We start from the raw sequence: 16,724 nt of genomic DNA on the forward strand, positions 1-16,724 counted from the left end.
ATGCTGCTGATCGCCATCTACGTCATCTTCGCCGTGTCGGGCCTGCTGACGGTGTGGCGCATCATCAAGGGCCCGTCGATCCTCGACCGCGCCGTGGCATCCGACGTTCTTCTCACCCTCGTGATGTGCCTGCTCGGGGCGGACATGGCCATCAACCACCACACGCGCACGCTGCCGGTGCTGCTGATCATCGCCGCCGTCGGGGTGTTCGGCTCGATCTCGATCGCGCGCTTCGTCGCGAGAAGGGACACCGCCGAGCGATGAACGCCGTACTCGACATCCTCTCCCTCGTCCTCATCCTGCTGGGGGCGGTGCTGTGCCTCACGGCCGCGATCGGTCTGCTGCGCTTCCACGACGTGCCCAGCCGGCTGCACGCGGCGACCAAGCCGCAGGTGCTGGGACTCATCCTCATCTGTCTTGCGGTGGCGCTGTCGGCGCGGTCGTGGGCGGTGGTGGCGTTCCTCTTCGCGATCGTGATCGTGCAGCTGGCCACCGCGCCGCTGTCGGCGCACATGGTGGGCCGCGCCGCCTACCGCAACGGCACGATCGACGAGCGTTCCCTGTTCGTCGACGAGCTGGCCCAGTCCCGCGAGACCCCGCCCGCCGCCGGCGGCTGACGCTCCCGAGTGAGTATTGGCGTCGCCGAGTGAGTATTCGCGTCCTCAGGCGTCGTGCAGGCGAGACAGCACGCCGATGACCTGGCGGTGCCACTCCCGCGCCGCCGGCAGCGCCCCGGTGTAGATCGCCGCGTCATGCGACACACCCTGGTACCGCACCGCCGTCGCCGCGCCGCCGTCGGCGCGCAGCCGCGCCGCGTACTCGGCGCCGTCCCGTCGCAGCGGATCGTACTCCGCGGTGAGGATCACAGCCTCCGGCAGACCCGCATGCGACGCCGCGCGCATCGGTGAAGCCAGTTCGCTGCGCCCGTCGGCCTTACGCGGAAGGTACGTCCCGGCGATCGACCGGAGCTCCCGCATTGCGAGGAAGCTCGGGATGCCGAGCGCGCGAGTCGCCGCCAGGTCGATGTGCCCGCCGGTGAGATCGGTCACCGGCACTTCCAGCAGCTGCAGGCGGATCGGCAGGCCCGCCCGGTCGCGGTTCGCCAGGGTCAGCGCCGCCGCGATGCATCCCCCGGCCGACGTGCCGGCTACCCCGAGTCGCTCGCGGTCGACGCCGAGCGACGCGGCGTTATCGTGCAGCCACAGCAGCGCCGCGTACGCTTGCTCGACCTGCGTCGGGAAGCGGTGCTCGGGCGCGAGGGCGTAGTCCACCGCGACCATGACGACACCGGCCTCCGCCGCGCGGCGGCGGCACGCGGCATCCGTCGTCGGGTAGTCGATGCCGCCCTGGCGGAAGGCCCCGCCGAAGAACGTCAGCCATGCCGGCAGCGGGTCGGACCCTGCGGCATCCGGGTAGTACAGGCGCACCCGCACGGTGGGATGGCCGGCCACCGGCACCTGGTGGTCGACGATGCGCAGGTCGGGCCCGGCAGTGCCGACCGTCGCCAGTTCGGTGCGGTCCCACGCGACGGCGGCGCGCCGATGCTTCGCCCGTGCCCGGGCCCGCGCCCGGGCACGGTCCTGCGGGGTGCTGACGGGGCGTTCGGATGTCGCCGGCGCGGCGGCCTGACTCTCGCGGGTGTCGCCGCCGCCGTCGGTGTCGGCCGCCGGACTGGACGCGCCCACTGCGGCGCGCCCGCCGGACCTTCGCGCCGCACGCGCTGTGCCGGACCCTCGCACCATCGCGGTACCGGTGGCCTCGGCCGCGCCCGCGCCGCCGAACACGCCCAGCCAGCCGGCGATCCGGACGCGGACCGCGTCGACGTTGCGCTGGATCAGGTACCGGCGGTGCACCCGAAGGCGCTCGGAGAAGAACGGGTCAAGGGGCATCGCGGTCTCCTCCCGGGCGGAGTTCGATTCTAAGAGCCGGCAGCGCCCGCAGCGCCGCTGCGGCGCGCACCATGTCGTTGGCCCGAACGCAACCCCTTCAGCCGTCGCGCGCCGACCGTGTTGAGTGGAGGCATGAGAAGAGATCTCCTGCGCGCGGGTCACGCCCCCGCGCGGCACGCTGATTCCCTTCCCCCCGAGCAGGTCGTCCGGCCGGGCGGTTCGCCCGGGCTTGACGCGACGGATGCCGGGGCATGACGGCAGCGGCATCCACCGTGCCGGTGCGCGTGAGTGTGGTCGTCCCCGTCTTCACTCCGGGCGCCGGGTTCGATGAACTCATCGCGTCGCTGGACCGGCAGACGCTGAGCGCGCGCCAGTTCGAGGTGCTGCTGTGCGACGACGGCTCGGGCGAGCCCACCGAGGGTCGGCTGGCCGAGATCGCGCGCCGTCGGCCGAACGTGCGTGTGCTGACCCTGCCGCACAGCGGCTGGCCGGGCACGCCCCGCAACCAGGGCATCGATGCGGCCCGCGGCGAGTACGTGTTCTTCGTCGACCAGGACGACTGGCTCTTCGACGGTGCGCTCAAGGATCTCTGCGACTACGCCGATCGCCATGGCTCGGACGTCATCGTCGGCAAGGAGGTCGGCGTCGGCCGCCGCATTCCGGCCGGCATCTTCCGCCGCGACGTCCCGCACGCGCAGCTGGGTGTCGACCCGCTTCTGGAGATGCTGACCCCGCACAAGATGTTCCGCACGTCGTTCCTGCGGCGCAACGGCATCCGCTTTCCCGAGGGCCGGGTGCGGCTGGAGGACCACCTCTTCGTGATGCAGGCGTACTTCGCCGCCGACACGATCTCGATCCTCGCGAGCCGCCCGTGCTACGCGTGGGTCAAGCACCCCGGCAGCGCCAGCGCCGCGCGCATCGATCCGGACACCTACTTTCCGCACCTGGAACGGGTGCTGGACCTCGTCGATGAGCACACCGAGCCGGGGCCGCTGCGCGACACGCTGCTGCGCCACTGGTACCGGGGCAAGATCCTGGCGCGGCTCGAGGGAAAGCGGATGGTCCGCTACCCCGCGGAGTACCGCAAGCGCTTCCTCGACGTCGTGACTCCGATCGCGCAGCAGCGGTTCGGGCCGGGTGTGGCCGAAGGGCTCACGTTCCCGCTGCGGGTGCGATCGGCGCTGCTGCGCGCCGGGCGACGCGACGATCTCCTGCGGTTCGCCGAGTTCGAGGCGGGCATCGTGTGCCGCGCCGACGTGGCATCCGCCCGCTGGTCGCGCGGGGGACGGCTCGCGCTGACCGTGCGGGTGCGGTTCCTGCGGGACGGGCGGGAAGGGGCGGACGCCCTCGCATTCGAGCGGGTTCCGGCGGAGGGGGAGGCGGCGGCGGAGGATGCCGGTGCGGCCGTCGGTTCCGCTGCGGCCCCGGAGCCGGGCGCAGACGCTGCGGCGCCGCTCGCAAAGACCGTCACCCTCTGGAAGCCCCCGGAGGAGCTCGGCGCGGACTTCCTCTCGGCGCACGTTCGCGACGCGACGCGCGATCTCCGTCTCGATCGCGTGGAGCTGACCCTGCTCGAGGGCCTTGATCGCACGGAGCGCCGGATCCCCGGGCGCGGTCGCCTCACGGGCGGTCGCGCTCGCGTGCAGCTCGACCCGCTGCGGGTGTTCGGCCGTGGCGATGCGTCGCTCGGAGGAACCCTCGTCGCTCGCGTTCGCCATGCCGGGTGGACGTTCGAGACGCCGTTGCGGGCCGAGCCGGCGGTGCTGGCCGAGGCGGAGCGATCGCCGCTTCTGGCGGGTCGGGTGTGCGGCATCCGCGCCGGTGAGGACGGTTCCGTGCAGCTGTACCGCAGCTGGCCGGGTGGGCGGCTGCGCGAGCTGACCGCCCGGGCGGTGCGCCACATGCCGCTGGAGCGTGCGCGCGACCTCGCCGCGAAGGTGGTTCGACGAGCCCGTGCCGTCAGACGCTGATCCGGTGCGGTTGCAGCGACCTCGATGGCTTGAATACTCACTCGGTGACGCGAATACTCACTCGCGAGCGAGGGAAGGGGGCGTGCGGATCCCGAAGGTCTCGCGCAGGGCGGAGCGCGCGGCGTACCACCCCGACAGACCGTGGACTCCCGGCCCAGGGGAGGTCGACGCCCCGCACAGGTACACGCCGGGGAGCGCCGTGCGCCACGGATCGGTCGAGAGCACCGGGCGGCGCACCAGCTGGCGCAGGGTCGCGGCCCCCGCGCTGATGTCGCCGTCGATGTAGTTCGGGTTCTCCTCGGGCAGCTGCGCCGCGGTGACGCTGCGGCTGTCGAGGATGAGGTCCCGGAAGCCGGGCGCGGCGCGTTCGATGGTCCGAACGATCGCCTCGCGCTGATCCACCGTCGAGCCGGCGGGCACGTGCGTGTAGGTCCAGAGCGTCTGCGCGTCGCCCGGTGCGCGCGTGTCGTCGAGCACCGACGGCTGCGACACCAGCACGTACGGCTCGGCGGCGTGCCGCCCGTGGGCGACCTCGTTCTCGGCCAGGGCGATGTCGCGTCGCGTGCCGCCCAGATGCACCGTCCCCGCCTGCGCCACGCGGGGATCGGCCCAGGGAACCGGACCCGACAGCGCGAAGTCGACCTTGGCGGCGGCATTGCCGTAGCGGAACGCGTGCAGCGCGCGTCGGTAGCGCGGCGGCAGGTCGTCACCGGCCCAGCGCAGCAGTGCACGCGGCGTGACGTCCATCACCGTCGCGCGGGCAGCCGGGAGCTCCCGCAGCGACGTCACCTCGTGGTCGGTGATCACTTCGCCGCCGTGGGCGACGATGTCGGCGATCATCGCGTCGACGATCGCCTGGCTGCCGCCACGGGGGATCGGCCAGCCGCCCGCATGCGCGTGGGCCTGCAGCGCCAAGCCCGCCCCCGCGCCCACGAGCGAGGGCTGGTGCACGATGGCGTGCGCCGACACCCCGGTGATCATCGCCGGCGCGGTCTCGTCCGAGAATCGTGCGTTCCACAGCGGCGTGCCCTGCTCGGCGGTGCGCAGGGCGAAGAGGGCAGCCGTCAGTGGGTGCTTCGGGATGCCGACCAGGTTCGACCCCGTGAACTGCGCGATCTCGAGCGAGCGGGCCGCGAGCGGGGCGAACAGGCGCCGGTACGCCTGCCCGTCGCGGCCGAGTTCGGCGGCGGTCTGGTCGATGTCGCGGTAGGCGATCCCGGCGCGACCGGGCAGAGGGTGGGCGAACGACACCTGCGGCGTCAGCAGCTCGATGCGCCGGCTCAGCTCGAACGCGCGGAAGAACGGCGATGCCAGGGCGAGCGGGTGCACTGCGGAGCACCCGTCGTGCCGGAACCCCGGCAGGGTGAGCTCCTGGGTGCGCGCGCCGCCCCCCGCCTGCGATGCCCGCTCATACACGCGCACCGCCAGCCCTGCCCGAGCCAGCGTGACCGCCGCGGCCAGCCCGTTGGGGCCGGCGCCGACGACGATGGCGTCGAGCCCGCTCATCCGGCGCGATCCGCGCTCGTCTCGGTCGACGCGGCGGTCTGCGCGTCCGCCGCGTCGTCCGCGCGGTCATCGCCCGCGGCCGCGCCGGCCGCGTCTGCGTCCGGAACGTCCACCGTTGCGGGCTCGTGCGCACCCTTCTCGGCTTCGTCGGCCGCGGCGACGTCGGCGTGCGCCTCCTGCCCGGCGGGCGCGTCGGAGGCTTCCGGGGCGTCGGGGCGCAGCGTCTGTGCGCCCTCATCGCGCTCGCGCCGCCGCCCCTCCGCGAGGAAGGCCAGCCGGCGCAGCGTCTCGCGGTTGCGCAGTCGCATCATCGGCGCCCACAGGGCACGCGGCAGCGCCAGCGTCGGGCCCGCGACGGGCTCCTCGCCGATGCGCACGACGCACCCCTCATCGTGGGGGCGCACCTCGATCGCGACGACGGCGCGCCCGATGGGGCCGCCTTTCGCCCGCAGGCGCACGCGCTGCGGCGGCGACCAATCCACGACCTCGGTCTCGTCGTCGATCAGCACCGGCCACACCCCGAACGAATGGTGGATCTTCGAGCCCTGCCGGGGCCACTCGGAGGACACCGCCCGCATGCGCGCGGCTCCCACCACCCAGACCGGGTAGAGCCACCCGTCCGAGAGCGTCGCGAAGACGTCGTCGGGCGTGCAGCGCATCACGCGTGCGATTCCGGATGCCATGCGGGGCTCCCCCCATCGGTTCTGCCGTCGTCGGTGTCCCGATCGTAGGCGAGAGCACACGACGGATGCCGGGGGGTTGCGCCCGCCGCCCGCACCTGCTCAGCTCGCCGGGACGAGCACCAGCTCATGCGTCGCCGCGTCGCGCACCGCGTCATCGCTGAATCGCCACGGGGTCATCTCGGCCCGCTGCCACGTCTCGGTCTGGTCGGTGTAGTTCGGGTGGAAGGCGTGCCCGCTCGTGCCGGTGAGGTGGTTCCAGCGCGAGGCGTCAAGGTCAGAGAGGTCGACGACCATGCGCATCGACGGCACCGTCACGGTCTCGAAACTCCCGCTGCCGAGCACCCAGCCGCTGGCATCCACCACCGACGCTCCGCCGCCGACCGGATACGGGCCCCGGTTGAACAGCCACTCGATCGGTGCGATGCCCGAAGTCCCGAAGGTGTCGTTGGTCAACGTGAGCGCATGCAGGTCGCCCCACTCCCACTGCGCGGGGTCATCGCCCTGCAGCTCCGACAGGCGTTCGGCGGCGTCCTGCGCGGTGCGCTCCAGCATGTCGCGCTGGCCGTCGACGCCCAGGCCCGGATTGGTCCACCAGGGGTCGGACGGATCCTCCAGCAGTCGGTCCACGACGAGGAACATCCGCGATTGGCTGCCCGCCGGCACCTCTGTGTCGCGTTCCTCGACGAAGATGTTCGCGACCAGTTCGTCCCAGAGCACGTTGGCGTATGCCGCGGCCGGGGAGTCGGCGGAGTTCTGCGTGTCCCAGTCCTGCAGCAGCGCCAGTGCGGCATCCGTCTTCCCGTCCCCGGTCTGCAGGTCGGCGTAGGCGGCGGCGAGGCGCTTGCCCATCCAGAACTGGGCGTCGGCCTGGATGTCACGCATGTCGTCGGCGGTCAGCGGACCGGCGGCGGCTTTCTGCTCGATGAGCTCGGTGATGCGTGCCGCTCGCCACCCGTAGTCCCAGTCCCCGGTGAGGAAGTAGGGGTACTCCTCGTCGACGACGGCGTTGTTGGCCGTGACGATGTATCCCTCGTCGGGGTTGTAGACCACGGGGAGCTCGTCGAACGGGATCATGCCCTGCCAGTCGTAGGCCGAGTCCCAGCCGGGCTGGGGGAGCGACCCGTCACCGTCACCGCGGACGGGCAGGCGCCCGGGCGTCTGGTACCCGATGTTGCCCTCCCTGTCGGCGTAGACCAGGTTCTGCGCGGGTACGTCGAACAGCGCCGCCGCCTGTCGGAACTCGGCGAAGTCGGTCGCACGGTCGAGGGCGAAGATGGATGCCGCGGTGGACCCCGGTTCCAGCGCCGTCCACCGCAGGCTGACCGCGTACTCGGCCTCTCCCGTCGGCTCGTCCGCCGTCGCGGCTTCGGTCACCGGATCGTCGGCGACCGCGGTGAAGTCCCCGGTCAGCCCCGAGACGATGGGCCCGTGGACGGTGGAGCGGATCTCGAGGGTCACGGGGTCGCCGCCCGCCACCTCGACGGTCTCGGTGCGCGTCTGAAGCGGCACCAGCGCGCCGTCCCGCCAGTACTGGTCGCCCTCCACCTTCTCCACGTACAAGTCGGTGACGTCGCTGGTGAGGTTGGTGAAGCCCCACGCGATGTCGCGGTTGTGCCCGATGATGACCCCGGGGACGCCCGAGAACCCGAATCCGGAGACATCGAAGGGACACGCCGCCGACACGTCGCGGCACCGCAGATGACTCTGGTGCCAGACGCTCGGAAGCGAGGCGCCCAGATGCGGGTCGTTGGCCAGCAGTGGCATGCCCGATTCGGTCAGGTCGCCGGAGACCACCCACGAGTTCGAGCCGATGCCTTCTCCGGCGTCGCCGAGCAGCAGGGCCGCGGCCTCGATGACCCCGTCGACTTCGACCCAGTCGATCGACGCGTTCGCGGCATCCGCTTCGGCATCGGCCGGGGCCTCCGTGGGCGGTGCAAGGGGTGCGTCGGGTGTGATCGTCGGGACGATGACGGGGTTGCGCTCGTACGGGTACGCCGGGAACAGCGCCGCCACGTCGTCGGCGGGGTGATCGCGCGCCATGAGCGCGCGGTCGGTCTCGACCTCGATGTTGCTGCGCAGGTCCCACGCCATCGCCTTCAGCCATGCGATGGAGTCCACCGCCGTCCAGGCCTCGATGCGGTAGTCGGCGTTCTGCAGTCCCAGCACGGCGTACTCGAACGATGCCGCGGCGCCGTCGTGGTCGGCGAGGTAGGCGTTCACGCCGTCGGCGTAGGCCTCGTAGTAGTCGCGCGTCGTCTCGTCGAGGGCGGTCAGCTCCTGCTCGGCGATCTCGTGCCAGCCGAGGGTGCGCAGGAACAGGTCGGTCTGCAGCTGGCTCTCGCCGAACAGCTCCGACAGGCGCCCGGCGGTCAAGTGGCGGCGGAAGTCCATCTCCCAGAAGCGGTCCTGCGCGTGCACGTAGCCCTGTGCGAAGAAGAGGTCGCCCGGTGCGTCGGCGACGATGGTGGGCACTCCCAGCTCGTCGCGCAGCACCTGCACCTCACCGTCCAGACCCGCGACGGCGACAGTGCCCTCCAGCTGCGGGAACGAGCGCTGAATCGTCCACACCACGGTGCCCGCGGCGATGAGGGCGACCACCACGATCGCGGCGACCACGCCGAACAGCCACATGCCGACGGTGCGGCCCACCGAGCGGTGTCGTCGCCCACCCGCAGCTTCGGCTTCGGCCGCGCGCAGGCCGTACGGATCGTCATCGGTCGTCGTGGCACCGCGAGTCGTCATCGAGCATCCCCAGTCCTGCCGTGGATCCCCTTCGAACACGGCGCCTCAGAATGCTATCCCGACTCGGCGCGCGTCCTGCTCCACCGGTTGCGGCCGGGGGAGCAGGGGTCGCTCAGTCGGCGCCGAAGTCGAAGGATGCCGACTCCGACGCCTCGTCGACGGCCTCTGCCAGACCTTCCCGCTCGGCCGAGTAGCGGTCGGCGTGCTCGGTGATCTCGTCCGCACCACCGCGCTCGAGCTTTCCGACCAGTTCGCCGGTGGCGCCGCCGATGAGGCCCATGCTGGCGTACTGCTCGAGTCGCGAGCGCGAGTCGGCGATGTCGAGATTGCGCATCGTGAGCTGGCCGATGCGGTCGGTGGGGCCGAACGCGGCGTCGCCGACGCGCTCCATCGACAGTTTCTCGGGGTGGTAGGACATCGCCGAGCCTGTGGTGTCGAGCACGGTGTAGTCCTCGCCGCGGCGCAGGCGCAGGGTGACCGAGCCGCTGATGGCGGAACCCACCCAGCGCTGGATCGACTCGCGCAGCATGAGCGACTGCGGCTCGAGCCAGCGGCCCTCGTACATGAGGCGACCCAGGCGCCGGCCCTGCTCGTGGTAGGTGGCGAGGGTGTCCTCGTTGAGGATGGCGTTCACGAGCCGCTCGTACGCGGTGAACAGCAGGGCCATGCCGGGGGCCTCGTAGATGCCGCGCGACTTCGCCTCGATGATGCGGTTCTCGATCTGGTCGCTCATGCCGAGGCCGTGGCGGCCGCCGATGCGGTTGGCCTCGAAGACCAGCTCCACCGGGTCGGCGTACTCGACGCCGTTGAGGGCGACGGGGCGGCCCGCCTCGAAGGTGACAGTGACGTCTTCGGTGTCGATCTGCACCTCGGGGTCCCAGAAGCGCACGCCCATGATGGGCTCCACCGTCTCGAGCGACACGTCGAGGTGCTCCAGCGTCTTCGCTTCGTGCGTGGCGCCCCAGATGTTGGCATCCGTCGAATAGGCCTTCTCGGCCGAGTCGCGGTAGGGGAAGCCGTGGGCGACGAGCCACTCGCTCATCTCGGTGCGGCCGCCGAGCTCGGTGACGAAGTCGGCGTCGAGCCAGGGCTTGTAGATGCGCAGGGCGGGGTTGGCGAGCAGGCCGTAGCGGTAGAACCGCTCGATGTCGTTGCCCTTGTAGGTGGAGCCATCGCCCCAGATGTCGACGCCGTCTTCCTTCATGGCGCGCACGAGCAGCGTGCCGGTGACGGCACGGCCGAGCGGCGTGGTGTTGAAGTACGTGCGGCCGCCGCTGCGGATGTGGAACGCGCCGCAGGCGAGGGCGACGAAGCCCTCTTCGACGAGCGCCGTCTTGCAGTCGACCAGGCGCGCGACCTCGGCGCCGTACTCGAGCGCGCGGCCCGGGATGGCGGCGATGTCGGTCTCATCGGGCTGGCCGAGGTCGCCGGTGTAGGTGCAGGGGACGGCGCCCTTGTCACGCATCCAGGCGACGGCGACAGATGTGTCGAGTCCTCCGGAGAAGGCGATGCCGACGCGCTCGCCGACGGGCAGGGACTGAAGGACCTTCGACATGGGTTCCAGTCTAGTGAAGGTGGGGATGCCGCCTGAGCGGGGGGCCGCTCAGCCGATGACGACGTCGGTGATGGTCACCGGCGTGGCCGGCGGTCCGTCGGGGGCCCCGCCTTCGGCACCGGCGGCGGCGACCTCGCGCACGACCTCGAGGCCGGCGGCATCCATCTGCCCGAACACCGTGTACGACGGCGGCAGCTGGCTGTCCTCGTAGACGAGGAAGAACTGCGAGCCGTTGGTGTCGGGGCCGGCGTTGGCCATCGCGACGGTTCCGGCGGGATACGTCTCGGTGCCGTCGAGTTCGTCGGCGTAGCTGTAACCCGGGCCGCCGCGGCCGGTGCCGGTCGGATCGCCGCACTGCAGCACGAAGATCCCCGAGGTCGTGAGGCGGTGGCAGATCGTGTCGCTGTAGTAGCCCTGCTCGGAAAGCGAGACGAAGCTGCCGACCGTGCACGGGGTGCGCTCGGCGTCGAGGGTCAGGGCGATGGGGCCGGCCGAGGTCTCGAGCGTCGCCGAAACCTCTCCGGTGACGGTCGGCTCCGCGGGTGGGGCGTCGACGGCGACCGCGGCGCTGCCGCCCGTGCGGTACGAGCAGGCGGAAGTGTCGGTGGCGCTCGCCTCGGGGGTGGCATCCGGGGTGTCGCCGCCGCCGGCGCCGGCGCATCCGGCGAGGACGAGGAGCGACGCGGCGAGCAGCGGAAGGGCGATAAGGCGGGAGCGCATTGGCCCAGCGTACGGCGGACCGCGCGCCCTTTCCACGTGCGAAGGCCCCGCTCACCATGGAGCGGGGCCTTCGCTGCGGAGTGGGTCAGCCCACGACGGGGACGACCAGGCCGCCCCAGGTCTCGTTCTCGAAGTCGGCGGTCTCCTGCGAGGTCAGCAGTTCGTAGAGGGCCTCGATGCGGGGGTCGTCGACGAGCTCCGGGCGGGTGGCGAGCACGTTGTAGTACGGGCTGGACTCGCCCTCGAGCAGGATCGCCTGGTCGCCGCTCAGGCCGGCCGGCAGCGCGAACGAGATCGTGACGAACGCGGCATCCACGTCGGGGAGCGCCTGCGGAAGGGTCGCGTTCTCGATCTCGGTGAATTCGAACCCGCGGGGGTTCGCGGTGATCCCGGTGAGGTCGACCACGCCGTCCTCGACCTCGATGAGACCCTCGTCGGCGAGCAGCTGCAGCGCGCGGCCCTCGTTGGTGGGGTCGTTAGGGATCGCGATCGTCGCGCCGTCCTCGAGGTCGTCGAGGCTGTCGACCTTGTCGGAGTAGAACGCGGCGCTCGGCAGGTACGCCTCGCCGACGCTCACGAGGTCGCCGCCCGTCGCCTCGTTGAACGTCTCGAGGAACGTGGAGTTCTGGAACAGGTTCGCGTCGATCGACCCGTCGACGAGAGCCGTGTTCGGCGTGTTGTAGTCGGTGAAGGCGACGAACTCGATCGTGAGGCCGAGGTCGGCGGCGCCGTTCTCGGCGATGTGCTGCAGGATGTCGCCGGCCGGCGTCTGCAGGGCGCCGACCTTGAGCGTGCCGAGACCGTCGGATGCCGCGGCGTCGGTATCGGCGTCGGAGCCTCCCGCGCAGGCGGTGAGGGCGAGGGCTGCGGCCGCGACGGCGGCGAGCAGGGGGAGACGGTTCTTGCGGAGCATGAGGGGTTCCTCTCGGGCGGAGCGGGTCGAGTCGTCGGGTGGGTCAGGCGGGGTGGGTGGCAGGCACGCGGGTGCGCCGCTGCCGGGTGGGGCTTCTGCGCGCCAGGCGCCGGGCGCCCCAGGCGGCCAGGGACTGCAGCGCCATCACGATCGCGAAGATGATGATGATCACGGCGATGATGTGGATCCAGCTGTACTGCTGGTAGCCGTACCGGATGGCGACGTCGCCGAGACCGCCGCCGGCGACGGTGCCGACCATCGCGGAGAAGTTGATGATCGAGGTGACCGTGGTCGACAGGCCCAGCAGCATGGGGGCCGCGGCCTCGGGCAGCAGCACCTTGGTCACCAGCTCCCACCGGCTCGCACCGAGCGACGAGGCGACTTCGAGCATGCCGGGATCGACCTCTTTGATCGCGATCTCGACCATGCGGGCGAAGAACGGGATCGCGACCATCGACAGCGGCACGATCGCCGCGGTCGGGCCGATGAAGGTGCCCACGATCAGGCGCGTGAACGGGATGAGCGCGACCATCAGGATGATGAACGGCACCGAGCGGCCGAAGTTCACGATGAAATCCAGCAGCCGGTTGACGATGACGGCGGTCGTGCGCGAGCCGAACAGCCGCTCGAGAAAGCGGCCCTGCTCGGTGCCGACGAGCACGACGCCGAGGGGCAGACCGACGATGACCGTCACGGCCAGGGCGACGCCCACCATGTAAAGGGTCTGGCCGGTGGCCACCAACAGTACCTGGAACAGCTGATCGTTCATACGAGCACACCCTCCTGGAGCACCTCGACGAGAAGGTCCTGGCTGCGGAGGTCCGCGATGACGGATGCCGCGGCGGACGCGGGGATCTCGAGCCGGGTGCGGCCGGCCTGCGTGCCGCCGATCTGCTCGATCAGGGCGCCGAGGATCGACACGTCCACATCGTGCTCGCGGGCCAGGCGGGCGATGACGGGGCGGTCGGCGGTACCGCCGGCGAAGGTGATGTCGATGACGGTGGCATCCGCCGGCACGCTCTGCGGCACGCCGCCGAGCGGGAACAGCTGCGCGGTCAGGCGCGAGCCGGGGGTGCGGATGAGGTCGACCAACCGGCCGCTTTCGACCACGCGGCCCGCCTCGACGAGGGCGGCGGAGTGGCAGGCGGCCTTCACCACGTCCATCTCGTGCGTGATGAGCAGCACCGTCAGGCCGAGTTCGGCGTTGATGCGGCGGTAGAGGTCCAGGATCGACGCGGTGGTCTCGGGGTCGAGGGCGCTGGTCGCCTCGTCGGACAGCAGCACGCTGGGGCGGGCCGCGAGGGCCCGGGCGATGCCGACGCGCTGCTGCTGCCCGCCGGAGAGTTCGTGCACGGCGGCGTCGCCGCGGTGGCCGAGCCCGACGAGGTCGAGCATCTCCTGCGCGCGGGCGCGGCGCTGGGCGCGGGGCGTGCCGTCGAGTTCGAGGGCCAATTCGACGTTGCCGCGCACCGTGCGGCTGCCGAGCAGGTTGAACCGCTGGAAGACCATGCCGATGCGGCGGCGCGCGGCGCGCAGGTCGGGCTCGCGCAGCGCCGTGAGGTCGGTGTCGTCGACGATCACCCGGCCGCTGTCGGGGCGCTCGAGCAGGTTCACGATGCGGGCGAGCGTGCTCTTTCCCGCACCGCTCTGCCCCACGATGCCGTAGACCTCCCCGGTGGGGATCGTCAGGGAGACGTCGTCGACGGCGGCGAGGTCGCCGAAGCGCTTCGTGACGTGTTCGAGCGCGATCATGCGGACTGTCCCGGCCTTTCCAGAGCCCTGCGCCACACCGATCGGCGGCAAGGGGGCGCGATCGATCAAACCCGCCGGGGCGAGAGTCCGGTAAATCGCGTTACGCCCCGTGTCGTCGCGGCCCGCGCCGCCTTCGTCGGGCAGTGCCAACTCGGGGTGCCGGCGCCCGCCGGATAGAATGGGGTCTCACCGTCCGTTAACGGGGGAGCAGCCATGCCAGGCATCGTGATCGTCGGCGTCCAGTGGGGAGACGAGGGCAAAGGCAAGGCCACTGACCTCCTCGGGGACCGCACCGACTGGGTCGTCAAGTTCAACGGCGGCAACAACGCCGGCCACACCGTCGTCATCGGCGACGAGAAGTACGCGCTGCACCTGCTGCCTTCCGGCATCCTCTCTCCGGGCGTGAACGCCGTGATCGGAAACGGTGTCGTCGTCGACCTCGAGGTGCTGTTCGCCGAGCTCGAGGCGCTGAACGCGCGTGGGCTCGACACGTCGCGGCTGCGGGTGAGCGCCAACGCGCACATCATCACGCAGTACCACCGCACGCTCGACAAGGTCACCGAGCGCTTCCTCGGAAAGCGCATGATCGGCACGACCGGCCGCGGCATCGGACCGGCCTATGCCGACAAGATCAACCGCGTCGGCATCCGCGTGCAGGACCTGTTCGACGAGAACATACTGCGCCAGAAGGTCGAGGGCGCCCTCGACCAGAAGAACCACCTGCTGGTGAAGGTCTTCAACCGCCGCGCGATCACCGTCGACGAGATCGTCGACGACCTGCTGTCCTACGCCGAGCGTCTGCGTCCCATGGTCGCCGACACGGGGCTGCTGCTGGATCAGGCCCTCGCGGCCGGCGAGGTGGTCGTCTTCGAGGGCGGCCAGGCCACCATGCTCGACGTCGACCACGGCACCTACCCGTTCGTGACGTCGTCGTCGGCCACCGCCGGCGGCGCCTCGACCGGCTCGGGCGTCGGCCCCAATCGCCTCGACCGCATCGTCGGCATCGTGAAGGCCTACACGACACGGGTCGGGTCGGGGCCGTTCCCCACCGAGCTGTTCGACGAGCAGGGCGAGTGGCTGCGCTCGCGCGGCTTCGAGTTCGGCACCACGACCGGGCGGCCCCGCCGCGTCGGCTGGTACGACGCGCCCGTCACCCGCTACGCGACGCGTGTGAACGGCATCACCGACCTCGTGCTGACCAAGCTCGACATCCTCACGGGCCTTGACCGCATCCCCGTCTGCGTGGCCTACGACGTCGACGGCACGCGCTTCGACGAGGTGCCGGTGAACCAGTCGGACTTCCACCACGCCACCCCGGTCTACGAGTACTTCCCGGGCTGGAGTGAAGACATCACGAAGGCGCGCACCTTCGATGACCTGCCGACGGCCGCGCAGGAGTACGTGCTGGCGCTGGAGGCCATGAGCGGTACGCGCATCTCGGTCATCGGCGTGGGCGCGGCCCGCGACGCGGTGATCGTGCGCCACGACCTCGTGGACTGATGCGCTTCCTGCTCGGCGGGTACACCGCCGACATGGGCGGAGCCGCCGAGGGCATCGGGGTGCTGCGCGCCGGCGAGGCGGATGCCGCCTCTGCGGGCGGTCCGCTCGCCTTCGAGGGCGAGGCCGTGGTCACGGGCGGCTCGCCGTCGTGGCTGACGTGGCATCCCTCGCTGCCGGTCGTGTACGCGGCCATGGAAGGCGCCGGCACAGTGCAGGCGTTCCGTCGCACGGGCGAGACGGGGCTGGCGCGGCTCGGTGGGCCGGTCGGGGTCGGCGAGGCCCCGTGCCACGTCGCGGTCGCCCCCGACGGCGCGTCTCTCATCGCGAGCTGCTGGGGCGATGGGCGCGTGGTGCGCGTGCGGCTGGATGCCGAGGGGCGCCCTGGGCCGACGGCCGCCGCGCGTGCCGCGCGGGATCCGTACGGGCGCGAGGGCGCCGCGGGCGCCGGGGGTTCCGCCGCCGACGCCGTGGTGTTCGCGCAGGCCGGGCAGGCCCGCGCGGGTGCCCGTGACGAAGAGCAGGAGGATCAGCTGCAGGACCTGGCGGCAGCGGCGCAGGCGCTGCGCGCGGTCGCCGGGGACGAGTTCGCCCACCTGGTTCCCGAGTACGCCGCGCCGGAGCCGCCGCCGGTTGCGCCCGGGGCCGCGGCTGCTGCCGACGCCGGGGACTCCGCCGAGGCGCCCGTCGCCCGGTCGTCGCACGCGCACCAGACCGTGTTCCTGCCCGGCGGCGTGCTCGCCACCGCCGACATGGGGTTCGACCTGGTGCGGTTCTGGCGGGGCGCCGACGGCGGCGCCACGCGAGCGCTCCCCGATGTCGTGCTGCCGCGTGGCAGCGGGCCGCGCCACATGGTCTGGCATCCGAGCGGCCATCTCTACGTGGTCACCGAGCTCTCACGCGAACTGTTCGTGCTGGCGCCGGATGTCGCCGGCGTGTGGCGCATCGTCTCGGGGACACCGCTGGCCGCCGGCACGCTCGCGGACGACACCGCGGCCGAGGTCTGCCTGTCGCGCGACGCGCAGTTCGTGTACGTCGGGGTGCGCGGCAGCGACACCCTGGCCGTGCTGCGGGTGCGCGGCGACGGCTCACAGGTCGCTCCCGTGGCGCTCGCCGAGGCCGGAGTGGCGGGGCCCCGTCACCACATGATCGTGCTCGACACGCTGCTCGTGGCCGGTCAGCGCTCGGGCGACGTCGCCGCCCTCACACTCGACATCCGCAACGGGCTGCCCGGCCGCCCGCGGGTGCGCACCTCGGCGCCGTCGCCGACGTGCATCGTGCCGCTGCGCTGATCTCCCCGCCGCGGCCCCGCCGCCGCCCCGGTCTCCCGACCGCTGAGCCACCTCTCGGGGTCGCCGCCTCGCGGCGCATGCCGGTGGCTCGGGTGCCGCGCGCCGGCCCGGCTCGCTGGTTCCGCCCGCAGTTTCTTTGTCCCCTCGATTCGCCATGTGAGTTCCTGTTCACACAGCCCCGGGGCGTGGGGACGGGGAGGCGATC

The 16,724-nt window shown here is 71.8% G+C and carries 14 protein-coding genes; 5 read left to right on the top strand and 9 right to left on the bottom strand.

Translation table 11 applies throughout. The features are described 5' to 3' along the window. Both QNO21_RS00230 and mnhG read left to right on the top strand, forming a co-directional pair. Positions 1-264 (top strand): MrpF/PhaF family protein, encoded by a 264-nt coding sequence (locus tag QNO21_RS00230; protein WP_306813652.1) that lies wholly within the window; start codon positions 1-3, stop codon positions 262-264. Then, the gene (gene mnhG / locus QNO21_RS00235) at positions 261-617 is read left to right on the top strand and encodes a monovalent cation/H(+) antiporter subunit G (RefSeq protein WP_257513816.1); all 357 of its coding nucleotides are present in this window, start codon (positions 261-263) and stop codon (positions 615-617) included. The genes QNO21_RS00230 and mnhG overlap by 4 nt, the downstream gene beginning before the upstream one ends. A gap of 45 nt (positions 618-662) precedes the next feature. Here mnhG and QNO21_RS00240 read toward each other — a convergent pair whose 3' ends face one another. Further along, positions 663-1,889 (bottom strand): alpha/beta hydrolase, encoded by a 1,227-nt coding sequence (locus QNO21_RS00240; RefSeq protein WP_257519730.1) that lies wholly within the window; start codon positions 1,887-1,889, stop codon positions 663-665. Positions 1,890-2,140: 251 nt separating this feature from the next. Between QNO21_RS00240 and QNO21_RS00245 the strand changes: the two genes are divergently transcribed. Then, positions 2,141-3,859 carry a glycosyltransferase family 2 protein gene (locus tag QNO21_RS00245; RefSeq protein ID WP_257519731.1) on the top strand — a complete coding sequence of 573 codons (1,719 nt, stop codon included), beginning with the start codon at positions 2,141-2,143 and terminating at the stop codon, positions 3,857-3,859. A 57-nt stretch (positions 3,860-3,916) separates the two neighbouring features. Here the strand turns inward: QNO21_RS00245 and QNO21_RS00250 are convergent, their stop codons facing one another. From QNO21_RS00250 to QNO21_RS00285, 8 genes are all read right to left on the bottom strand, one after another. Beyond that, on the bottom strand, positions 3,917-5,365 hold the full coding sequence (locus tag QNO21_RS00250; RefSeq protein WP_257519732.1) for a phytoene desaturase family protein: 1,449 nt from the start codon (positions 5,363-5,365) through the stop codon (positions 3,917-3,919). After that, positions 5,362-6,048 carry an SRPBCC family protein gene (locus tag QNO21_RS00255; protein ID WP_257513812.1) on the bottom strand — a complete coding sequence of 229 codons (687 nt, stop codon included), beginning with the start codon at positions 6,046-6,048 and terminating at the stop codon, positions 5,362-5,364. Before QNO21_RS00255 ends, QNO21_RS00250 begins: the two co-directional genes overlap by 4 nt. Positions 6,049-6,147: 99 nt before the next feature. Continuing rightward, positions 6,148-8,790 carry a penicillin acylase family protein gene (locus tag QNO21_RS00260; protein ID WP_257519734.1) on the bottom strand — a complete coding sequence of 881 codons (2,643 nt, stop codon included), beginning with the start codon at positions 8,788-8,790 and terminating at the stop codon, positions 6,148-6,150. 112 nt (positions 8,791-8,902) lie between these two features. After that, positions 8,903-10,345 (bottom strand): argininosuccinate synthase, encoded by a 1,443-nt coding sequence (argG, locus tag QNO21_RS00265; protein ID WP_257517352.1) that lies wholly within the window; start codon positions 10,343-10,345, stop codon positions 8,903-8,905. 48 nt (positions 10,346-10,393) lie between these two features. Continuing rightward, positions 10,394-11,065, bottom strand: coding sequence for a peptidylprolyl isomerase (locus tag QNO21_RS00270; protein WP_257519735.1), 672 nt, complete (start codon positions 11,063-11,065; stop codon positions 10,394-10,396). An 85-nt stretch (positions 11,066-11,150) separates the two neighbouring features. Beyond that, positions 11,151-11,978: a MetQ/NlpA family ABC transporter substrate-binding protein gene (locus QNO21_RS00275; protein WP_257519736.1), complete on the bottom strand. Its 828-nt coding sequence runs from the start codon at positions 11,976-11,978 to the stop codon at positions 11,151-11,153. A 43-nt stretch (positions 11,979-12,021) separates the two neighbouring features. Then, positions 12,022-12,747, bottom strand: a complete 726-nt coding sequence (locus QNO21_RS00280; protein ID WP_257519737.1) for a methionine ABC transporter permease — start codon at positions 12,745-12,747, stop codon at positions 12,022-12,024. Beyond that, complete coding sequence (locus QNO21_RS00285) at positions 12,744-13,730, bottom strand: methionine ABC transporter ATP-binding protein (protein ID WP_257519738.1); 987 nt, start codon at positions 13,728-13,730, stop codon at positions 12,744-12,746. Before QNO21_RS00285 ends, QNO21_RS00280 begins: the two co-directional genes overlap by 4 nt. A gap of 213 nt (positions 13,731-13,943) precedes the next feature. Between QNO21_RS00285 and QNO21_RS00290 the strand changes: the two genes are divergently transcribed. Beyond that, positions 13,944-15,230, top strand: coding sequence for an adenylosuccinate synthase (locus QNO21_RS00290; protein WP_257519739.1), 1,287 nt, complete (start codon positions 13,944-13,946; stop codon positions 15,228-15,230). Then, positions 15,230-16,519: a lactonase family protein gene (locus QNO21_RS00295; protein WP_257519740.1), complete on the top strand. Its 1,290-nt coding sequence runs from the start codon at positions 15,230-15,232 to the stop codon at positions 16,517-16,519. The genes QNO21_RS00290 and QNO21_RS00295 overlap by 1 nt, the downstream gene beginning before the upstream one ends. Positions 16,520-16,724 lie beyond the last annotated feature (205 nt).

Source organism: Microbacterium sp. zg-Y818, from assembly GCF_030246905.1.
GTDB lineage: Bacteria > Actinomycetota > Actinomycetes > Actinomycetales > Microbacteriaceae > Microbacterium.